Here is an 18,029-nt window from a genome sequence, read left to right as displayed (position 1 = left end):
CGCTGACTTGGTTGTGGGGATCGATGTGTCGTTGTGAGAACCTCGTTTGAAATACTGAAGCGAGACGTACGTGCGCTTGTAAAGAACCCTATCGCCTTGCTGGTGGTAGGCGCCCTCCTTGTGCTGCCCGGCCTGTATGCGTGGTATTGCATCGTGGCAAATTGGGACCCGTATTCGCACACGGGCAATATCCCCATTGCCATCGTGAACGAAGACGAGGGCGCGACTCATGACCTGGCGGGCGACATCAACATTGGCCAGCAGGTCGTGGGCGAGCTCGAGGATAACGACAGCATTGATTGGCGGTTCTACGACAGTAAGGAAGAAGCGCTCGAAGACACCGAATATGGCTTGGTGTACGCCACGATAGTGCTCCCGAGTGATTTAAGCGAAAACCTCGTCGGAATCTTCGACGGCTCGGATGAAAAGCCCACGATTTACTATTACCCCAATGAAAAGTACAGCGCCGTCGCTACTAAGGTAAGCGACTCCGCTGCGCAGAAGCTGGTGCTCAAAATCAACCAGGGGTTTTCCTCTACGGTGAATAAGAAGATCTTGTCGTCAGCGCAGGACCTGTCGAGCAAGGTCAGCGCCCGGGTTGATGAGACGCACCAATCGGTCGTGCAGGAAATACAGTCCATCGAGGCTGACTTGAATGCGGCAATCGCCTCGCTCGACGATGCGTCGTCCACCATTGCGGGTTGGCGCAAGGCGGCGCAGGAAGCGCGGGACTCTCTCGAGACAACGTCCGAGCTGCTGCCGGATGTAGCCTCTTCGCTCGACGATACGGGCGCCCGGTTGAACGACCTGCGCTCGGGTTTGGGCAATTACGAGACCCGTCTTTCCACTAACGTCCTGTCGTCCGCCGCGAGCGTGTCTTCCATGTCGAGCCAGGCGGTTACGTCGCTTGACAACGCGAAGGAAGACCTGTCTCGCGTGAGCGAGGACCTGCAGCGCATCATCGACGTTGCATCGGGCACGGGCGACGAGGAGCTCAAGAACGCGGCCGAGGGCCTTTCGATTGCCGTCGACCTCATAGGCGGCGCCGTGGATGGGGCGGACGCGCGCGTTACGGAAATCGACGGCACCGTCCAGCAGACGATGGATGGCGTGACGGACGCCACCAACCGCATACACGGTGATGCCATGCCCAAGCTCGACCAGGGTGCCACCGATCTCTACTTGTCGCTGACGAACCTATCCATTGCCCTACGGCAATTCGAGCCGCAGATAATTGGCCTCTCCAACGTGATGTCCGAAACGGATGCCGCGCTGAGCACGGCCGAGACGTCGATCTCCGACGCAAAAATGCTGCTGGGGACCATTCGGGGCAACCTGGATGGCACCATGCAGGACATAGGCGCCATTGGCACGGCGCTCGAGTTGGAAGAGCTCACAGAGCTTCTTGGCGTCGACGCCGAAAACGCGGGTACGTTCATCTCGACACCCGTGCAGATGTCCACCGTCAAGCTTTATCCCGTTTCGAACTACGGCACGGCGGTTGCCCCGTTTTACACCAACCTGGCCTTGTGGATAGGGTGCTTCATTTTGGTGTCGCTTATGAAGGTCGAAGTCATGGGCTTCTCGGAGGCAACGGCACGGCAGCGCTACTTCGGGCGTTGGATGCTGTTTGTCATTCTGTCGCTTCTGCAGTCGCAGGCGATTTGCGGCGTCGACATCCTGCTGGGCATCGATTGCGGCAACCCGGTGCTGTTCATGCTGTCTGGCGCGGTGTGCTCGTTCGCGTACATGAACCTCATTTATGCGTTGGTAAAGACGTTTCGCAACATCGGCAAAACGCTGTGCATCTTCTTGCTGGTCATGCAGGTACCGGGTTCGTCGGGCATGTATCCCATCCAGATGATGCCCGTCTTCTTCCAGTTCATTCACCCGGCGCTTCCGTTCACGTACGGCATCGACGCCATGCGCGAGGCACTTTCGGGGCTGTACGGATCGGCATACGTCCTCGACTTGCTTGCCCTGCTCCTCATCGTACCGGGCTCTCTCTTTATTGGACTGGGCCTCCGTTCCCTCATGGCCAACCTGCTCGTCATGTTCGACGACGAGATGCGCAAGACGGGCTTCTTCGCGAGCGAGGATTACGAAGGTCGCATGAAGCGCCACGGCATGCGCGGACTTATGCGCGCGCTCATGGCCCACGACGAATACGCGGAGGACGTGGAGAATCGCGCCCGCCGATTCTATCGCCGGTACCCGCGCATTCGCAGGCTGGGCGTTACGGCGCTCTGGGCGATTCCTCTTGTCGTGCTTTTGGCCATGCTGCCGCTGAACGTTGTATTTGGCCTGAGCGCCGATACGAAACTTGCGGTGCTTGTGGGCATGCTCGTGTTCCTGTTCGTCGTGCAAATGGGCCTTATCGTGCAGGAGTATACGCACTCCATGGTGAAGGAGGAGATGCATCTGCTTGGCCAGGACGCCCAGTTCGATCGCGAGCTCGAGCTGCCTGCAGCGGGCGAGCGCACGGGCGTCGTTTCCGCGGCCGAGAAGGTACGGGCGAAGTCCTCACGGCGTGGCCCCACGCGCGACATTTTCATCACGGACCTGCGCCTTGGATCCAAGAGCGTCATTGGCATCGTGGTAACCGTCTTGCTGGTGCTCACTCCCTCCATCTACGCGTGGTTCAACATTGCCAGCAGCTGGGACCCGTATGGGGCAACGGGCGGGCTGAAGGTTGCCGTGGCCAACGAAGACGAAGGTTACAAGGGCGATTTGCTACCCATAACCATCAACGTGGGCGATACCGTGGTTTCGCAGTTGCGCGGCAATGCGAGCTTCGACTGGGTCTTCGTGGACGACGAGGAAGCGGCGAAGGCGGGCGTCGAGAGCAGCGAGTACTATGCCGCCATCGTGATACCCTCCGACTTCAGTGCCAACTTGCTTACGTACCTTACGGAGGACAGCGCGTATCCCAGCGTGCTCTACTACACCAACGAGAAGGAGAACCCCATTGCGCCCATCATCACGCAGAAGGGCGCCGACTCCATACAGGAAAGCATCCGCGTCAGCTTCACTGAGCGCGTCGACCAGGTTTCGCTCGGTGTGGCTTACGACATCCTGAGCTACGTGAAGAACCCCAGGATGAGCGATTACGTCTCCAAGATGAGCCGCCACCTGGATGACGCGACCGCCGACGCGAAGAGCGCGGCAAAGCAATTGGTGACCCTATCTGGCATTATGCGTACGACGTCGAGCATTGTCGACCTGTTGGGCACCACGCTCGACGGCCTGCAAGAATCCGCCGGCACGGCGAAGGGCGCGCTTGCCGATGCGGAATCGGGCGCGAAGAATGCGTCGGAGTCGCTCGAGGAGCAGATTGGCATCGTTCGCGATACGCTTAACGGGAATACGGTGAACGTAGACAAGGTGACCGCCGCCGTGGATGTTGCGTTTGACCCGCTAACGGTTGCCGCTGACGCGGTGCCGGGCCTTATTCAGGAGCGCATCGACCAATTCCAGGAGCTCATGAACAAGAGCGGCGTAAGCGAGGCGGAAAAGCAGCAAACCCAGATGCTCATCGAGAGCCTGAAGGTCGCGAAGGAGCATGCCGAGTCAACTGCCCGCTCCGTGGCCGAGGCGCAGCAGAAGACCAACGTTATCATCGACAACGCCCAGGTGGATGTCGAGGAGGCGAAGCGACTCTTCAACGAGGAAATTGCCCCGGCGGATGATGGCTTGCGCTCGTCCGTTTCCGATGCTGCAACGTCTGCGAAGAGCATCGTTTCCGACCTCGATGGGGCGGTTTCCGGCCTAAGCGAAAGCACGGGAGGCTTGTCGAACCAGCTTGGAACGCTGGCAGATGGCCTTGATGGCGCGTCGGCCAAGCTGGATTCCGCGGCAACGCGCGTGGGCGATGCCAAGCAGCGCGTGGCCGATGCGCTTGCCTCGGGCGATGTGAAACAGGTCGAGGAGATCATCCTGGGCAACGATGCCGAGACGCTCGCGGCGAGCCTTGCCCGCCCCGTCCAGCTCGAGCGCGAGGCGATATACCCCGTTTTCAACTACGGCTCGGCCATGGCGTCGTTCTACACGGTTCTGTCGCTGTGGGTGGGCGCTCTCGTCATGATTTCCACCATGCGCGTGCACATCGTGGAGGAGCGCCTGGAGGAGCTGCGGAAACGCTATGGGAAGGTGCGCCCGCGGCATGAGTTCTTCGGGCGCTATGGCATCTTCTGCGTCATTGGCCTGCTGCAGAGCTCGCTCGTGTTGCTGGGCGATCTAACGCTGCTGCATATTCAGTGCGCCAACCCGGTTGAGTTCTTCCTTCTGGGGCTGTTCGTGGGGCAGATGTTCTGCCTGATCGTCTACACCATCACCGAGCTCTTCGGCGACGTGGGCAAAGCCGTGTGCGTCATTCTGCTCATTATGCAGGTGGCGGCTTCGGGCGGCACGTTCCCCGTGGAGATGTTCGATCCCATTCTCATCGACGTCGCGTCGTACCTGCCCTTTACCTACGCCATGACGCTGCTGCAGGAATGCGTTGCAGGCCCGTTGCTGGTGAATGTGGTCATTGGCGTTGCCGCCCTGTTATTCATGGCGGGCGCCATGCTCGTGCTGGGGCTTCCGTTGCGCCGTCCGTTCAGGAAGACGAACGCGTTCTTCGAGGAGCAGCTCGAGAAGACGGGATTCATGTAACGCCGCGTTTGCGGTGCCTTCCCTGGTCGCGGGCGCTTTGCTCTGCGTGGAGGTTTCCTTGGCCCTGCGATGGGTCCGCGTCCGGATGTTACAATGCGGAATCGAAACACGTAATGCCATAGGCAAGGAGTCCGCATGAACGTAAACGAGGCGCTCGAGCACGCCAATTCATTCTTTATCGCCGATTTCATCTATGCCGCAGGCGATGGCGCCATGCGGTCCGAGCGCATGAAGAACGAAGAGGCCATCCAGCAGCTTGTTGCCGCGTACTTCGAGCAGGAGAACCCTCCGTTCTCGTTCGACATCGTGCTCGAACTTGCCGACCGCAATCGCGATCTGTGCGACAACCTGGGCGTTGCCTACAATGGCGACCGCGGCCTGAACCTTCCGCGCGGCCTTTCCGACGAGACCACCATTGCCGGCATTGCCGCCATGCAGGGCAACACCGTGAAGCGCGTTGCCAAGAAGCTGCAGGGCATCGACGCGGTGGGGCAGGGCTATCGCCTGGCGCCCATGGGTGGCACCGTCATTGGCATCGACATCGAAACGACCTCGCGCAACCCCGACCGCGGCTACATCATCGACGTGGGCTGGGAAACGATGGAAATCGCCGAGGGTCAGACGCCCGTCGACCCGCATACGGCGCGCTGCGGTCTTCCCGCCCTGTACGAGCAGGTTGGCGTGCCCCTGTCGGAAGTGCATGGCATCACCTGGCCCGACGTGGCCGATAAGAAGCCGTTTCGCGAGGACAAGGAGCTGCAGGCGCAGGTGCTCGCCGCGCTTGAGTCGCATCCGTACATGGCGCACAATGCCGCGTTCGAAGACGCATGGTTCCTGCTGAACCTGCCCGGCTATGCCGAGGGCCGCAAGGCGGGCCGCATCATTCCCGTTGACACGCGCGAAATCTGCCGTGCTATCGACACCGACGCCGCCTCCATCTCGTTCAAGCAGCGCCCGTACGCGCTGGAAAGCTGGGCACGTCGTCGTGGCACCCTTGCCGCCGACGAGAACGAGCGCCATTTGGGCCTGGACGACACCGAGCTCATGATGCGCACCGTGGTTGCTGAGCTCAGCCGCGCAGCCTTGTTGAAATAAGCGTGGGGTATCTGCCTGCATTGCGGGCGGATGCTACAATGGCCAAGCAAATATTGGCAAGGTGGAATGCGCCGGGCGCGGCGCGGGCGGCAGTGCGATGCCGCTTGGGGAAATGCGGGTGCGAATCCTGCGCTATGCCAGTAACCGTAAATGCCGTCGAAGGACCAACTCGCAGGCATGCGAGCCTTCTAAATGGGCGAAGTCGGAACACCCATCTACCATATAGAGCCCTGGAAGGAAGGTCCCATGGAAGGGAAGCTCTCTCGTCATGCTCTGTTTGGAGCATTCTTCGCGGTAGCACTTGCGTGCTCCGCCCTCTTTGGATTCTCGGCGGTGCCGCAGGCGTACGCCGATGATTCCACTCAGCTTGTTGCGCAAGGTTCGGTTGCCTCCAATCTGCCCGATGCGGAAAAGCAGGAAACGCTGCTCAACAACCTGACCGAGCGCTTTGCCGCCACCGGTGGCGATGAGGCCATCACGAATGATACCTATTACGCTGCGCTCGCCCAAAACGTTCTTGGGCTGCATATCAACATCGACGTCGAAAGCATTGAGAAGAGCGTCGTCAAGTATCTGGAAGAAACGCCGGAGGAGAAGATTTCTGCGGGCAGGCTTGCTAAATACATCACGGCGCTGCATGCGGGCGGCGTAGACTGCACCTCGGTGGAGTATGGCGGCAAGACGTATAACCTCATCGACCGTATGAATGCGGCTATGAATGACGGCAGCCTGGGTTCGTGGAATGCCGTTTGCATCCTTCCCGTATATACCTTTGGGTATGACATGTCTGGCGCGAAGTACACCAAGGCCCAGTTCATTCAGGCTATTCTGGATGCATCGCAGGACGATGCCCTGTTTGGATCTATGTTCGAGGATCAGGAAACGGGAAGCAGGACCTATTACCCCGACATGGTTACGCCCTCTCAGGCGCTCATGGCCCTGAGCCTGGTTCGTGACGACGATTCGAATGTCGATGCCGCTGCGGCCAACCTCATTTCCCTCATGAAGGGCTCTCTGCAAGCGGATGGTAGCTTCTTGTATACGGCATATGCGGGGCAGTGCGACGTTGACGTCACGCAGTATGTGGACAACACCGCCTTGCCCGTTGTTGCTCTTTCTGCATGGGGAATCGACGTCTCCAAGGACAGCGGCTACGTTACCGAGAACGGTTCTACGCCCGCTGGCTTCCTGATCGCTTGCGCGAATAAGGGCCTTGACGGTGTGTACACCGGTACTGACACCGAAATGGGCTATGCCTACAACGAGTCCATGTCCGCATCGGCCACGTTCCTTGCCCTGGCCACGCTCGATGCCAACGAGACCGTGGGTGATCCGGTGAACCCGCTGGATGTGAAGTACACCATGTTCCGCCTGTACAACCCGAATTCGGGCGAGCACTTCTATACGAAGAGCCCTTCTGAGCGCGAAAACGTCGTCAAGGCGGGTTGGACGTATGAGGGCTGTGGTTGGGTCTCTCCCGATGCGAGCAGTGCCCCCGTGTATCGCCTGTATAACCCCAATGGTGGCGATCACCATTACACCGTGAGCGCCGAAGAGCGCGACTGGCTGGTGGGGCTTGGCTGGCGCTACGAGGGTATTGGCTGGTATAGCGATACCGACGAGACGGTCGCCGTCTATCGTCAGTACAACCCCAATGCCGACACGGGTTCGCACAACTTCACCACGAGTGCCGAAGAGCGCGACATTCTGGTCGCCCTGGGTTGGCATGACGAAAGCATAGCCTGGTATGCCGTCCAGTAACGATACCCAGGCGTTGGAAGAAACCGACGAGCGCATCGCTCCCGGTGCGCCTGCCTGCGAGGAGCATGCTCCTGCGCGGGTGGGCGCGCCCGTTATTGCGGGCATCGCATTGGCCGTCGTGCTGGTGCTTGCCTGCGTTGGCGGTGCCGTGTTCGCGTCAGGTTCGGCGTCTCAGGCGTCGCAGGGGCAAGAAGCTACCTCTACGCAGCAGCAGTCATCTGGCTCTGCGGAGGCGAACCAGGAGCAATCCTCGTCCCAGGCGACAACGTCTGATCAGGGCGAAAACGCCCAGCAAGAAGCCACCCAGGAGGCATCTGCCGAAGGGGAGGCCGCTGGCGATCAGCCCCAGGAGCAGGGCGCTGCCTCCGATGCTTCGGGTGCGTCGTCGCAGGCGGCTGGCTCATCGGAATCGAGCGGCGCGTCTTCGGGCGAGGCGGCCCCTGCAAGCCAGGAGCCCGCTTCGCAGCAGCAAGAGGCTGCCACCGTCACGGTAACCCTCACTATCGATTCCTCGAACGCGCATGCGTACAACAGCGATTACCCGTCTTCCATGGGAAGCAAGACGCTTACGCTGGAAGAGGGTGCCACGGTGTGGGACGCCCTGAACGCCATGGGCGTGAGCGTGCGTGGCAGCGCAACCTACGTGCGCGCCATCAATGGGCTTTCCGAATTCGATTGCGGCAACTCGAGTGGGTGGATGTACAAGGTGAATGGCTCGTTCCCCACGAAGACCTGCGGCAACTACGTGCTGTCCGACGGCGATAGCGTGCTGTGGGCCTATACCTGCACGATGGGCGACGTATAATGCGGAACCCCTTTGCCGTATGCCATCCTGGCGTAACGCTTGGCTACCTTGCCTTGGCCATCGTGCTTTCCATGGCAATGGTGCATCCCGCCTATACTGCCTTGGCCGTTGTTGGGGCGCTTTCCGTGGCAATCTACACCCGCGGATGGCGCCCCAGCGCGCGCATGGTGGCCTACCTTGCGCCATTCTCGCTGGTCATTGCCATTCTGAATGCCTGCTTTGTGGGCTCGGGCTCCACGGTTCTCTGCCAGGTGCTGGGCATTACCTTTTATGCCGAATCATTCGCGTACGGTCTGTGCATGGGCGGCATGTTCACCGCCATGTGCCTGTGGTTTTCCGTGTTCGGCACGGTGCTCGACAGCGAGGCCATCTTGGGGCTGCTTTCGAATCGCGTGCCCGCCATTGCGCTCATCATCAGCCAGATCATGCGCCTGGTGCCCCAGTTCGTTTCCCGCGGCAGGGCCATTGCCAGTGTGCAACGCGCGGTTTCCGCTGCTCATGGGCAAACGCCGCGTGACGCCATGAGGGTCGTTTCCGTGCTCATGGGGTGGGGCATGGAAGATTCGCTCGTGCGCAGTGCCAGCATGCGCGCTCGCGGCTATATACGCGGGGGAGGGCGCACGGCGTATCGTCGCTTCCGCTTCCGCGCCTTCGACGGCGTTCTGCTTGGCATCATCGTTTTGCTTGCCGCCGTGGTGGGGCTCTCGATGGTCCAGACGGCCGCGACGTTTCACTTCTATCCGATTATTTCGGGCCCTGCTCCCTGGTGGGGCGTGCTGGCCTACTGCTTGTTGATGCTCGTTCCGTTCGCGTGCGCGGGCAGGGAGGGGTTGCTATGGCATACGCGGTAGAAGCGCGTAACCTCACGTTTGCCTACCCGCTTGCCGGGGGCGATTCCTACGGCGAGCCGGTGTTCCGCAATCTGGATTTCCAGGTTGAGGAAGGCTCGTTTTGCCTGCTCTGCGGTGCTACGGGTAGCGGAAAGACCACGTTGCTTTCGCTCATGAAGCCCGAAATCGCCCCCGTTGGCCGCATGCAGGGCAACCTGGAGGTGCACGCAGAGGGAACGGGGTTCGTATTCCAGCATCCCGAAGACCAGATTGTCTGCGACTCCGTATGGCATGAGCTGGCGTTCGGGTTGGAAAATGCGGGCATGGAGCCCAACGAGATGCGCCGTCGCGTGGCGGAAGTGGCCCATTACTTTGGCATCGAGGCGTGGATGCATCGGCGCACCGCCGAGCTTTCGGGCGGGCAGATGCAGCTGCTGAACCTGGCATCGATCATGGCGCTTCGACCGCGCCTGTTGCTGCTCGACGAGCCCACGGCCCAGCTGGACCCCCATGCCCAGCGCCTGTTCGTCGATTTGCTTGCGCGCATTCATCGCGACTTGGGCATTACCGTCATCGTGTCCACGCACGTTCCCGAACTCTACGAGACGTGCGCCACCGATCGACTGCTGCTTTCCGATCTTGCCCCGTTGGCGCAGGCTCCGGCGTTGGGCGTGCGCGACGGCGCCGCGCAGTCGTGCGTATGCGTCTCGGATGTTCACATTCGCTATGGCAAGCAGGACCCTTGGGTGCTCCGCGGGGCTGACCTAAACGTGTATTCTGGTCAGGTGCATGCCATCGTGGGAGGTAACGGGTGCGGAAAGAGCACGCTGCTGCGAGCGATTGCCGGCGTCCTTAGGCCCACGCGCGGCAAGGTGGCAAACCGCATGATTCGCGAGCAAGCCTTGCTGCCTCAAAATCCCAAGATGCTCTTCGTGTGCGACACGGTCGCCGATGAGCTGGACGAATGGCATGAACGTTGCGGCTATAGCGGGGAAGAGGAGCGCGACATGGCGCAGCGGTTCGGCCTGGATGGCGTGCTCGACCAGCATCCCTACGACTTGTCGGGCGGGCAGCTGCAGCATCTTGCCCTGGCCAAGCTCCTGCTGTGCAAGCCGCGCTTGCTCCTTGCCGACGAGCCCGCGAAGGGCTTGGATGCCCATGCCCAGGCGCATGTCGTGCGCACGTTGCGTGGCCTGGCGGCCGAAGGCGCCTGCGTAGTGCTGGTGACGCATGACGTGGATTTCGCTCGCGTGGTGGCCGATAGGGTGAGCATGCTCTTCGATGGGCAAGTGGTTTGCACGCAGCCTGCCGATCGCTTCTTCGCGGATAACCTCATATACACGCCTCATGACCAGGCGCGCCTGTTTGGGGCCATGCAATCGTAATGCGCGTGGGTGTGGAAATAGCCTGCCTGGTAGCGGTGCCCCTGTGCTTGGGCGCCTGTGCCGTTGCGGGCATCGAGCAGGTCGCCTTGCTGTCGGGTCTGGTGGTCTTGGCGTCGTTGGCGTTGTTCTTTGCCCAGTTCGAGCGCAGCCGCCCCCGCCTGCGCGACACCATGCCCATTGCGGTGCTTTCGGCGCTTGCCGTGGCGGGGCGCATCCTGTTCGCCCCCTTGCCCGACGTGAAGCCCGTTTCCGCCATCGCCATCATCGCGGGTGCGTCTTTCGGACGCACGAGCGGATTCATGGTGGGTGCGCTTACGGCGCTCGTGTCCAATTTCTTCTTTGGCCAGGGCCCCTGGACGCCCTGGCAGATGTACGCATGGGGGCTTGTGGGCTACCTGGCCGGTGTGCTTGCGCAGATGGGGTGGTTCAAGCGCATGCCCGTCGTGCTGGGGTATGGGTTCGTTGCGGCGCTGCTGTATGGCGCCATTTTGAACCTCTGGTCGCTCATTGGGTTCTTTCATCCGCAGACCTTCGCCGAGGGTCTCGCCATCTACGCCGTCGCCGTTCCCCTTGACGTTCTGCATGGCGTGGCGACCGACGCCTTCCTGCTGGCGTTGTATGCGCCCTGGAAGGGCAAGCTCGAGCGCATCAAGCGCAAGTACGCGCTTGCCGAATAGGCGGCACTGCGGGCCCTTTGGGCGCTGTGCCGTTACTGCTGGTCGATGAGGTCGAAGAGTTCCTCGCGCGATTCTATCTTCAGCTTGCGGTAGATGTTGCGCACGTGCGTTTTCACGGTGTTGTCGGATACGTAGAGCGTTTGGGCAATCTTCGCATACGAATGTCCGCGGGCGAGCAGGGCGAGCACTTCGGTTTCTCGGGGCGAGAGGGCGCCCGCCTTTGCCAGGCGCTCGGCGTTTTGTGCGATCGAGGCCGAGATGTTGGGCGTTGCTTCTCGCTCGGCCTCTTTGTTGTGCTCCTTTGCGTCGTCGGTGGCTCCTTGTGACTTCACGGGGCTGTTAAGGAATGCCAGCGCAGCAAGGTACACGATGAGCACGATGCTGTTCAGAATGCGCCCTGCAGTGCCGATTTGCGGAATGATGAGCGCTCCCAGCAACATGGCCGCGGTGGCACACAGAAGGAAGGTGCCCGCAACGCGCAGCGTGGACTTGGGCGTGCTTGCGGCCTTGCAACATGATGTCCAGGTCATGATGAGGAACAATGCAAACGCCGCTTCCTTGAGCGATGACGAGATAAACAGCGCGCTGCCTCCCAGCTGTTCCAGGTAGGGGCAGAGCAGCACGATGGCGGCTGCGATGGGCAGGCCCGTGCGGTCCATGACGCGCGCAGCGCGTACGCCTGCCTTCGCGAATGCCACCGCGCAGACGATGCTGATGGCGGCGCTGCCGCAGAGCGATGCCGCGAAGAGCATACCGGTATCGAGTTCGATTCCCGCATAGAGCGGGTTCCAGATAAGCCCCAACACGAGCGCCGAAAGGGTGGTTCCCGCCAGAGGTCTCCACGTGCGCGAGATGACGTATGCCACGCGGTCGTCGGGAGCGGCAAGTGCTTCGTCGTCTTCGCTTTCGTTGGGTTTCAGCGGCAGCAGGGCGGCAGCCGAGGCAAAGATGCAGCTGGCGGAAAAGAGTGCATACGATGCCTGGTTGGGCAGGAATGCACTGGTGCCGTAGAGCGCCACGCCCACAAGGACGCTCGTGGCCGAGGCTTGGAACGCCGTGCGCGAATCCTCCTGCGAAAGCGTGAGCGCCCATGTGCCTGCGAGCACGGTGCATCCGATGCCCATGACGAGCCCGCTTACGGAGGCGAAGCGCCCGTCGATTTCGATGGCGGGGATGGCCAGCAGGAACAGTAGCCCGATAACCGAGCAGGCGAGCGCGGAGAGTATGACGATGTATCCTTGGGGAGTCTTCCAAATGACGTGCGATATGCTGCGCGCTTGCGCCACGAGGGCCACGGCGGCGATGATGACGCCCGCGAGGGCACATGCCAGGAAGCCGGTATGCGCGATGCGGCCGAAGAGTTCGACGATGGGGCTTGCATTGTGAACGGTAAGAAGCCCGACGGCAAAGAGCGGTCCGGCGCCCATGAGCGTGCAGGCTCGTTTAAGCAAAGCGTTGTTCAATTGAATGGTCTCTCCTTTGTTTCCCCTGCGTTCTATTATGCCATGTAATTCGAGCCTCAAATTATTTTCACCCTTTTCGGTGATGGCCTCTGACGTGGCATTACTTATTTTCGGCGATATTTCTTTCCCTCGATGCGGCCTATGGTGTGCCCATGTTTGTAAGCGCGGGATTGCTCCCGCAGTCTTTGCAAGGAGAGGGATACTATGGCAAACGAACAACTTACTCGTCGCGATGCGTTGAAGCTTGGTGGCCTCACGGTTCTGGCGGGCGCGGGCATGGCTGCAATGGCCGGCTGCTCTTCGCCGAAGAGCAAGACCGCCGAGGCAACTGAGTCTTCCACGGGCGAAACCACCATTCTGGAAGCCGACGGCTCCGTAAGCGCCCGCAGCCATTATCAGTGGCTGGGCAGCGAGCCCGAGGTCGACGAGTCGCAGGTTACCGAAGTCGTTGACGCCGACGTCGTCATTCTGGGCTCTGGCCATTCGGGAACGCAGTGCGCCCGCACCGCGGCCATGGCCGGCGCCAAGGTCGTGGTTCTGGAAAGCCAGACCGAAGCGAATCAGTTCTACTATGGCGAGGACATCGGCACGTTCAATTCCCAGTACGTGCAGAACATGGGCTATGGCCCCTATGACGAGATGGAAATCCTGGCTCAGCTGCAGCGTACCGCAGCGTATCGCCTGAACAGCGAGCTGTGCCTGAACTACATTCGCAACTCCGGCCCCATGGCCGACGAGTTCATCGCCCTGGTTCAGGAACGCAAGCCCGAACTGCTGACCAACATGAACATCCAGCAGCCCAGCACCGACTTCTGGACGGATAAGAGCCAGCCGCAGGATATGGGCAACTACAAGACCTACGTTGGCACGTTCTGCATGCGCTCCGAAATCCTGGACGAGGTTGCCACGGGCGTAGGCGCCTATTCCACCATTGGCGATTGCGAGACGCTCGTTCGCCAGTACGCCGAGGAACTGGGCGCTGAGTGGTACTTCGGCACCACTGCGGTGAAGGCCATCGTGGAAGACGGCAAGGTGACGGGTGCCTATGGCAAGACCTCCGACGGCAACTACATTCGCTTCAATGCCAGCAAGGCCGTTGTCATCGCCATGGGCGCATTCCAGAACAACATGGAAATGATGAAGGAATTCTACCGTGAGTCCTGGGAGCTCCAGGCCAAGGACGGCGTGGATGCCTTCAGCGACCCCACCGACGAGAGCGCCACGCGCGACACGGGCATGGGCCACAAGATCGGCTGCTGGGCGGGTGGCCGCATGGAGGCTGGCCCGGCTGCGTCGCTGGCCAACGTTTCCGCACCTGGCCCCTTCGGCTTTGCTCCCACGCTCTATCTGAACAGCCAGGGCAAACGCTTCATGAACGAGGCCGACTTCAATGCCATCGCCGCTCAGGTTCAGCGTCAGCCCAAGGGCCTGTACTGCGCACTGTACGGCGCCAACTACGAGGAGATTGTAAAGCGCGGCGGCACGAATCATGGCGGTACCGACTTCGGTCAGGAAACCTACGTGGCGCAGTGGAAGGAAGACATGACGCACGTCGTCGAGGCGGGTGCCGAAGGCTACCTGGTACGCCATGGCTGCCTGACCGAGCGCGCCAACATGGCCCAGACGCGCATGTATGGCGCTAACGACCTGAAGACCCTGGCGGGTTACCTGGGTTACGAAGGCGAAGCCGTGCAGAACTTCGTCGATTCCGTTGCGGCGTACAACGAGCTGGTTGCCAGCGGCGTTGACACGCAGTATGGCAAGAAGAGCGACTTCCTGTTGCCCATCGAGGCTCCGTACTACGCTGCCGTCGACACGAGCGTTGGTACGGGCGCAACGGCCCTGACGCTGGCTGGCCTGGTTACGGATGGCAACTACAACGTCCTGGACGACGATGACAAGCCCATCGAGGGCCTGTACGCCATCGGCAACTGCTGCGGTCAGCGCTTTGCCCTCACGTATCCCGGCATCCTGGCTGGCAATTCCATGGGCCAGGCCATGACCAACGGTTACGTCTGCGGCAAGATCGTGGGCAACCTGTAAGGCATTTCCCCTCCCTAGGACGCGTATTTCCCCTCCCATTTCTCTTGCGTCCAATGGAAACGGGACGGTGGCCAAAGGGCCATCGTCCCGTTGTTTTTTCGCGCATATGTCGTTGGGCCTACCGCCAGGGGTCGCGTTCGAAGAGCGGCTCGCGTTGCGGCGCGTCGTGCAGGTCGGAATACGGGTCGTATCCGTCGTCGTCTTCGTTGATGGCCCGAATGGGCTGGGTCTTCTTCGGCTTCGGGGTCGTATGCGCATTGGCTGGCGCGTGCGCCGGCTGCTTCTTTTCCTCGTCCATGGATGCCTCTCCTTGAATCTTCGGGCATGAAAAAGGGCGCCGGTCGAACCGGCGCCCCCAGTGTACTTGTTTTCGCCCGATTAGACGAACGTGCGCTGCGGTGCGCTGGCAATCTGGTCGATGACCGCGTCGAGAGCGCCCTGCACGTCGTATTCCTCTACCTTGCCGGCATCGCACTTGGCGGCGAACTCCGGATCGATGGGGAGCGTGGCGTATGCGGGGATGCGGTACTTTTCGGCCACTTCCTTGCCCTGGGGCTTGCCGAAGACGTACTGCTTCTCGCCGCAGTGCTGGCAGGTGTAGTAGGCCATGTTTTCCACCAGGCCCAGAACGGGGACCTGCATCTCGTGAGCCAGATGCACGGCCTTGCCCACGATCATGGCAACGAGTTCCTGCGGGGCCGAGACGGTGACGATGCCGTCGACGGGCAGGCTCTGGAACACGGTGAGCAGGACGTCGGAGGTTCCCGGAGGCATGTCCACGAACATGTAGTCGATTTCGCCCCAGTTCACTTCGTTGAAGAACTGCTTGACGGTGCCGGAGACGACCGGGCCGCGCCATGCCACCGGCATGTCTTCTTCGGGGAGCATGAGGTTGGTGCTTACCATCTTGATGCCCGTCTGCGTCTGGCAGGGCAGGATGCCGTCCTTGTCGGCGGTAAGCGGATTGGTAACGCCGAAGGCCTTCGGGATGGAGGGGCCGGTTACGTCGGCGTCGAGAATGGCGACCTTCTTGCCGCGCTTCTGGGCTTCGCTTGCCAGCAGGCAGGTGACGAGGCTCTTGCCTACGCCGCCCTTGCCGGAAACGACGCCGATGACGTGCTTCACCGTGGAACGCTTATTCGGCATGAGCACCTTGGGACCGGTGCTCTCTCCGCCACCGCATCCACCAGCAAGCATCTTCTTTTCTTCTTCGCTGAGAGGAGCTTGTTCAGCCATGGATACCTTCTCTCGTCTTGCTCCTGATATGCTGAGCGGCATCGTAGCACAATGGCGCTTGATTTAAGCCCAGGATGAATTGAATGGTGGACTAATCGGGCGATATTGTCTTTTCGGGCGCGATGCGACCGTATTGCCAGGTTGAGAAAATCTGTGGCTTCGCATGGGCAGGGAAGCAATGCATCGCGCGATTTATTACACTATGTTGATTAACTATGCACACGGCACCAAAGAAGGAGCGTATATGTGCGGCATTGTGGGGTATACCGGCAGCCAGCCGGTTGTCGATAGATTGATCGAGGGGCTTCGCCGCCTGGAGTATCGCGGATACGATTCCGCGGGCATCGCCGTTCAGGCGGGCGACGGCACCCTTTCCGTTACGCGTCGCGTGGGCAAGGTCAGTGGCCTGGCCAGCGCCGTATCGAACGTGCATCCCGAAGCCACGTGTGGCATTGGCCATACCCGTTGGGCGACGCATGGCGTTCCCAGCCAGCAGAACGCCCATCCCCATGTATCGTGCGACGGCTCTATCGCCGTCGTGCATAACGGCATCATCGAGAACTTCGCCGAGCTGCGCGAAGAGCTCATCTCCCGTGGTCACGAGTTCCGTAGCACCACCGACACCGAGGTCATCGCCCATCTGGTGGAAGAAGCCTACGAAGGCGATCTGCTGGAAGCGGTGCGCGCCGTCACGGTAAGCCTGGTGGGTAGCTATGGCCTGGCCGTTACCTGCGCCCAGGAGCCCGGTCGCATCGTGGTTACGCGCCGCGATTCCCCGATTGTTCTGGCCCATGGCGAAGACGGCAGCTACGTGGCGAGCGACATCATCGCCGTCATTCGTGCCAATCGCGATGTTGTGGTTCTGGGCGACGACCAGTTCGCTGACATGCGCCCCCAGGGCATTGCCTATTCCGACGCGCAGGGCGAGACCATCGAGCCCAACGTCATGCACGTCGACTGGGATATCGACGTTGCCGAAAAGGGCGGCTATCCCGATTTCATGCTGAAGGAAATCCACGAGCAGCCCCGCGTGGTGCGCGATACGCTGGCTGGCCGCATGGTCGGTGGCGCGCTGAAGATCAGCGAGCTGGGCATGTCGCTGGAAGAGCTGCAGCTCATCGACCGCGTCTACGTGATTGCCTGTGGCACCAGCTACCATGCGGGCCTGGTTGCCAAGCAGCTTATCGAGGCATGGGCGCGCATTCCCACCGAAGTCGAGGTTGCCAGCGAATTCCGCTACCGCAATCCCATCATCACGCCCACCACGCTCGTGGTCGCCGTGTCCCAGTCGGGAGAAACGGCTGATACGCTGGCTGCCATCCGCGAGGCGCGCATCAAGGGCGGTAAGGTGTTCGGTATCACGAACGTCATTGGCAGCCCCGTTGCTCGCGAAAGCGATGGCGTCATCTACACGAAGGCCAACAAGGAAATCGCCGTGGCTTCCACGAAGAGCTTCCTGGGCCAGGTGGTTAGCCTTACGCTGCTTTCCATGGTGCTGGCGCAGGCCAAGGGCAAGTTCACCCAGGCGCAGACGCGTCTGCTCTTCGGCGAGCTGGCCGACACCGCCGAACAGATCGAGCGCATCCTGGCCGATACCACAGCCATCGACGAAGCGGCGCTCGCTTGCAAGGATGCCAACGACGCGCTGTTCATTGGCCGCGGCATGGGAAGCGCCATCAGCTACGAGGGCGCGCTGAAGCTGAAGGAAATCAGCTATCTTCATGCCGAGGCATATGCTGCCGGCGAAATGAAGCATGGCCCCATTGCCTTGCTTTCGAAGGGTTTCCCCGTCATCGCCGTTGCCACGCAGAGCCCCGTATACGACAAGGTCATTTCGAACATCCAGGAAAGCCGCACGCGTGGCGCCCTGGTTGTGGCGGTGGCCACGGAAGGCGACGAGGAAATCCGCAAGCATGCCGACTACGTAATCTACGTGCCGCGTGTGCGCGATGCGTTCAGCGCCATTACCGTTTCCGTGCCGCTGCAGTTGTTCGCGCGTGCCATCGCCGTGGCTCGTGGCTGCGATGTCGATCAGCCGCGCAACCTGGCGAAGTCGGTTACGGTCGAATAGGCGGCGCGCA

Annotated in this window: 12 protein-coding genes; 9 read left to right on the top strand and 3 right to left on the bottom strand. The window is 61.0% G+C overall.

The window, feature by feature from the left end; genetic code table 11:
- Positions 1–33: 33 nt before the first annotated feature.
- From E7002_RS02245 to E7002_RS02215, 7 genes are all read left to right on the top strand, one after another.
- The gene (locus E7002_RS02245) at positions 34–4,653 is read left to right on the top strand and encodes a YhgE/Pip family protein (RefSeq protein ID WP_303727293.1); all 4,620 of its coding nucleotides are present in this window, start codon (positions 34–36) and stop codon (positions 4,651–4,653) included.
- 135 nt (positions 4,654–4,788) lie between these two features.
- Entirely contained in the window at positions 4,789–5,748 is a 960-nt protein-coding gene (locus E7002_RS02240) for a DNA polymerase III subunit epsilon (protein WP_066661059.1), read from the top strand.
- Between the two features lie 246 nt (positions 5,749–5,994).
- On the top strand, positions 5,995–7,509 hold the full coding sequence (locus E7002_RS02235; protein ID WP_303727292.1) for a hypothetical protein: 1,515 nt from the start codon (positions 5,995–5,997) through the stop codon (positions 7,507–7,509).
- Positions 7,496–8,314 (top strand): DUF4430 domain-containing protein, encoded by an 819-nt coding sequence (locus tag E7002_RS02230; protein WP_303727291.1) that lies wholly within the window; start codon positions 7,496–7,498, stop codon positions 8,312–8,314. The genes E7002_RS02235 and E7002_RS02230 overlap by 14 nt, the downstream gene beginning before the upstream one ends.
- Positions 8,314–9,165: an energy-coupling factor transporter transmembrane protein EcfT gene (locus tag E7002_RS02225; RefSeq protein WP_303727290.1), complete on the top strand. Its 852-nt coding sequence runs from the start codon at positions 8,314–8,316 to the stop codon at positions 9,163–9,165. The genes E7002_RS02230 and E7002_RS02225 overlap by 1 nt, the downstream gene beginning before the upstream one ends.
- Positions 9,150–10,529, top strand: a complete 1,380-nt coding sequence (locus E7002_RS02220; RefSeq protein WP_303727289.1) for an ABC transporter ATP-binding protein — start codon at positions 9,150–9,152, stop codon at positions 10,527–10,529. The genes E7002_RS02225 and E7002_RS02220 overlap by 16 nt, the downstream gene beginning before the upstream one ends.
- The gene (locus tag E7002_RS02215; RefSeq protein WP_303727288.1) at positions 10,529–11,206 is read left to right on the top strand and encodes an ECF transporter S component; all 678 of its coding nucleotides are present in this window, start codon (positions 10,529–10,531) and stop codon (positions 11,204–11,206) included. Before E7002_RS02220 ends, E7002_RS02215 begins: the two co-directional genes overlap by 1 nt.
- A gap of 32 nt (positions 11,207–11,238) precedes the next feature.
- On the opposite strand, the gene E7002_RS02210 is transcribed toward E7002_RS02215, so the two are convergent.
- Positions 11,239–12,669, bottom strand: coding sequence for a LuxR C-terminal-related transcriptional regulator (locus E7002_RS02210; protein ID WP_303727287.1), 1,431 nt, complete (start codon positions 12,667–12,669; stop codon positions 11,239–11,241).
- 204 nt (positions 12,670–12,873) lie between these two features.
- Here E7002_RS02210 and E7002_RS02205 point away from each other — a divergent pair, with 204 nt between their 5' ends.
- A complete protein-coding gene (locus E7002_RS02205) occupies positions 12,874–14,712 on the top strand; it encodes an FAD-binding protein (RefSeq protein WP_303727286.1) in 1,839 nt (612 codons plus the stop codon).
- Between the two features lie 118 nt (positions 14,713–14,830).
- Here the strand turns inward: E7002_RS02205 and E7002_RS02200 are convergent, their stop codons facing one another.
- Together E7002_RS02200 and E7002_RS02195 are read right to left on the bottom strand one after the other, a co-directional pair.
- Positions 14,831–15,010, bottom strand: a complete 180-nt coding sequence (locus E7002_RS02200; RefSeq protein ID WP_303727285.1) for a hypothetical protein — start codon at positions 15,008–15,010, stop codon at positions 14,831–14,833.
- A gap of 80 nt (positions 15,011–15,090) precedes the next feature.
- Positions 15,091–15,909: a P-loop NTPase gene (locus tag E7002_RS02195; RefSeq protein ID WP_303727435.1), complete on the bottom strand. Its 819-nt coding sequence runs from the start codon at positions 15,907–15,909 to the stop codon at positions 15,091–15,093.
- Between the two features lie 283 nt (positions 15,910–16,192).
- On the opposite strand from E7002_RS02195, the gene glmS reads away from it, so the two are divergent.
- Entirely contained in the window at positions 16,193–18,019 is a 1,827-nt protein-coding gene (glmS, locus tag E7002_RS02190; protein WP_303727284.1) for a glutamine--fructose-6-phosphate transaminase (isomerizing), read from the top strand.
- Positions 18,020–18,029 lie beyond the last annotated feature (10 nt).

Origin of the sequence: Denitrobacterium detoxificans, from assembly GCF_015062615.1 — a bacterium.
Taxonomy (GTDB): Bacteria; Actinomycetota; Coriobacteriia; order Coriobacteriales; family Eggerthellaceae; genus Denitrobacterium; species Denitrobacterium detoxificans_A.
Note: the sequence above shows the minus strand (reverse complement) of the source record. Positions and strands in the feature narration are given on the sequence as shown.

What these genes read in the sequence shown, in the direction of transcription:
- E7002_RS02240 (WP_066661059.1), top strand. Translation starts at nt 4,789, where the DNA reads ATGAACGTAAACGAGGCGCTCGAGCACGCCAATTCATTCTTTATCGCC.
- E7002_RS02235 (WP_303727292.1), top strand. Translation starts at nt 5,995, where the DNA reads ATGGAAGGGAAGCTCTCTCGTCATGCTCTGTTTGGAGCATTCTTCGCG.
- E7002_RS02230 (WP_303727291.1), top strand. Translation starts at nt 7,496, where the DNA reads ATGCCGTCCAGTAACGATACCCAGGCGTTGGAAGAAACCGACGAGCGC.
- E7002_RS02225 (WP_303727290.1), top strand. Translation starts at nt 8,314, where the DNA reads ATGCGGAACCCCTTTGCCGTATGCCATCCTGGCGTAACGCTTGGCTAC.
- E7002_RS02220 (WP_303727289.1), top strand. Translation starts at nt 9,150, where the DNA reads ATGGCATACGCGGTAGAAGCGCGTAACCTCACGTTTGCCTACCCGCTT.
- E7002_RS02215 (WP_303727288.1), top strand. Translation starts at nt 10,529, where the DNA reads ATGCGCGTGGGTGTGGAAATAGCCTGCCTGGTAGCGGTGCCCCTGTGC.
- E7002_RS02205 (WP_303727286.1), top strand. Translation starts at nt 12,874, where the DNA reads ATGGCAAACGAACAACTTACTCGTCGCGATGCGTTGAAGCTTGGTGGC.
- E7002_RS02200 (WP_303727285.1), bottom strand. Translation starts at nt 15,010, where the DNA reads ATGGACGAGGAAAAGAAGCAGCCGGCGCACGCGCCAGCCAATGCGCAT.
- E7002_RS02195 (WP_303727435.1), bottom strand. Translation starts at nt 15,909, where the DNA reads ATGCTTGCTGGTGGATGCGGTGGCGGAGAGAGCACCGGTCCCAAGGTG.
- glmS (WP_303727284.1), top strand. Translation starts at nt 16,193, where the DNA reads ATGTGCGGCATTGTGGGGTATACCGGCAGCCAGCCGGTTGTCGATAGA.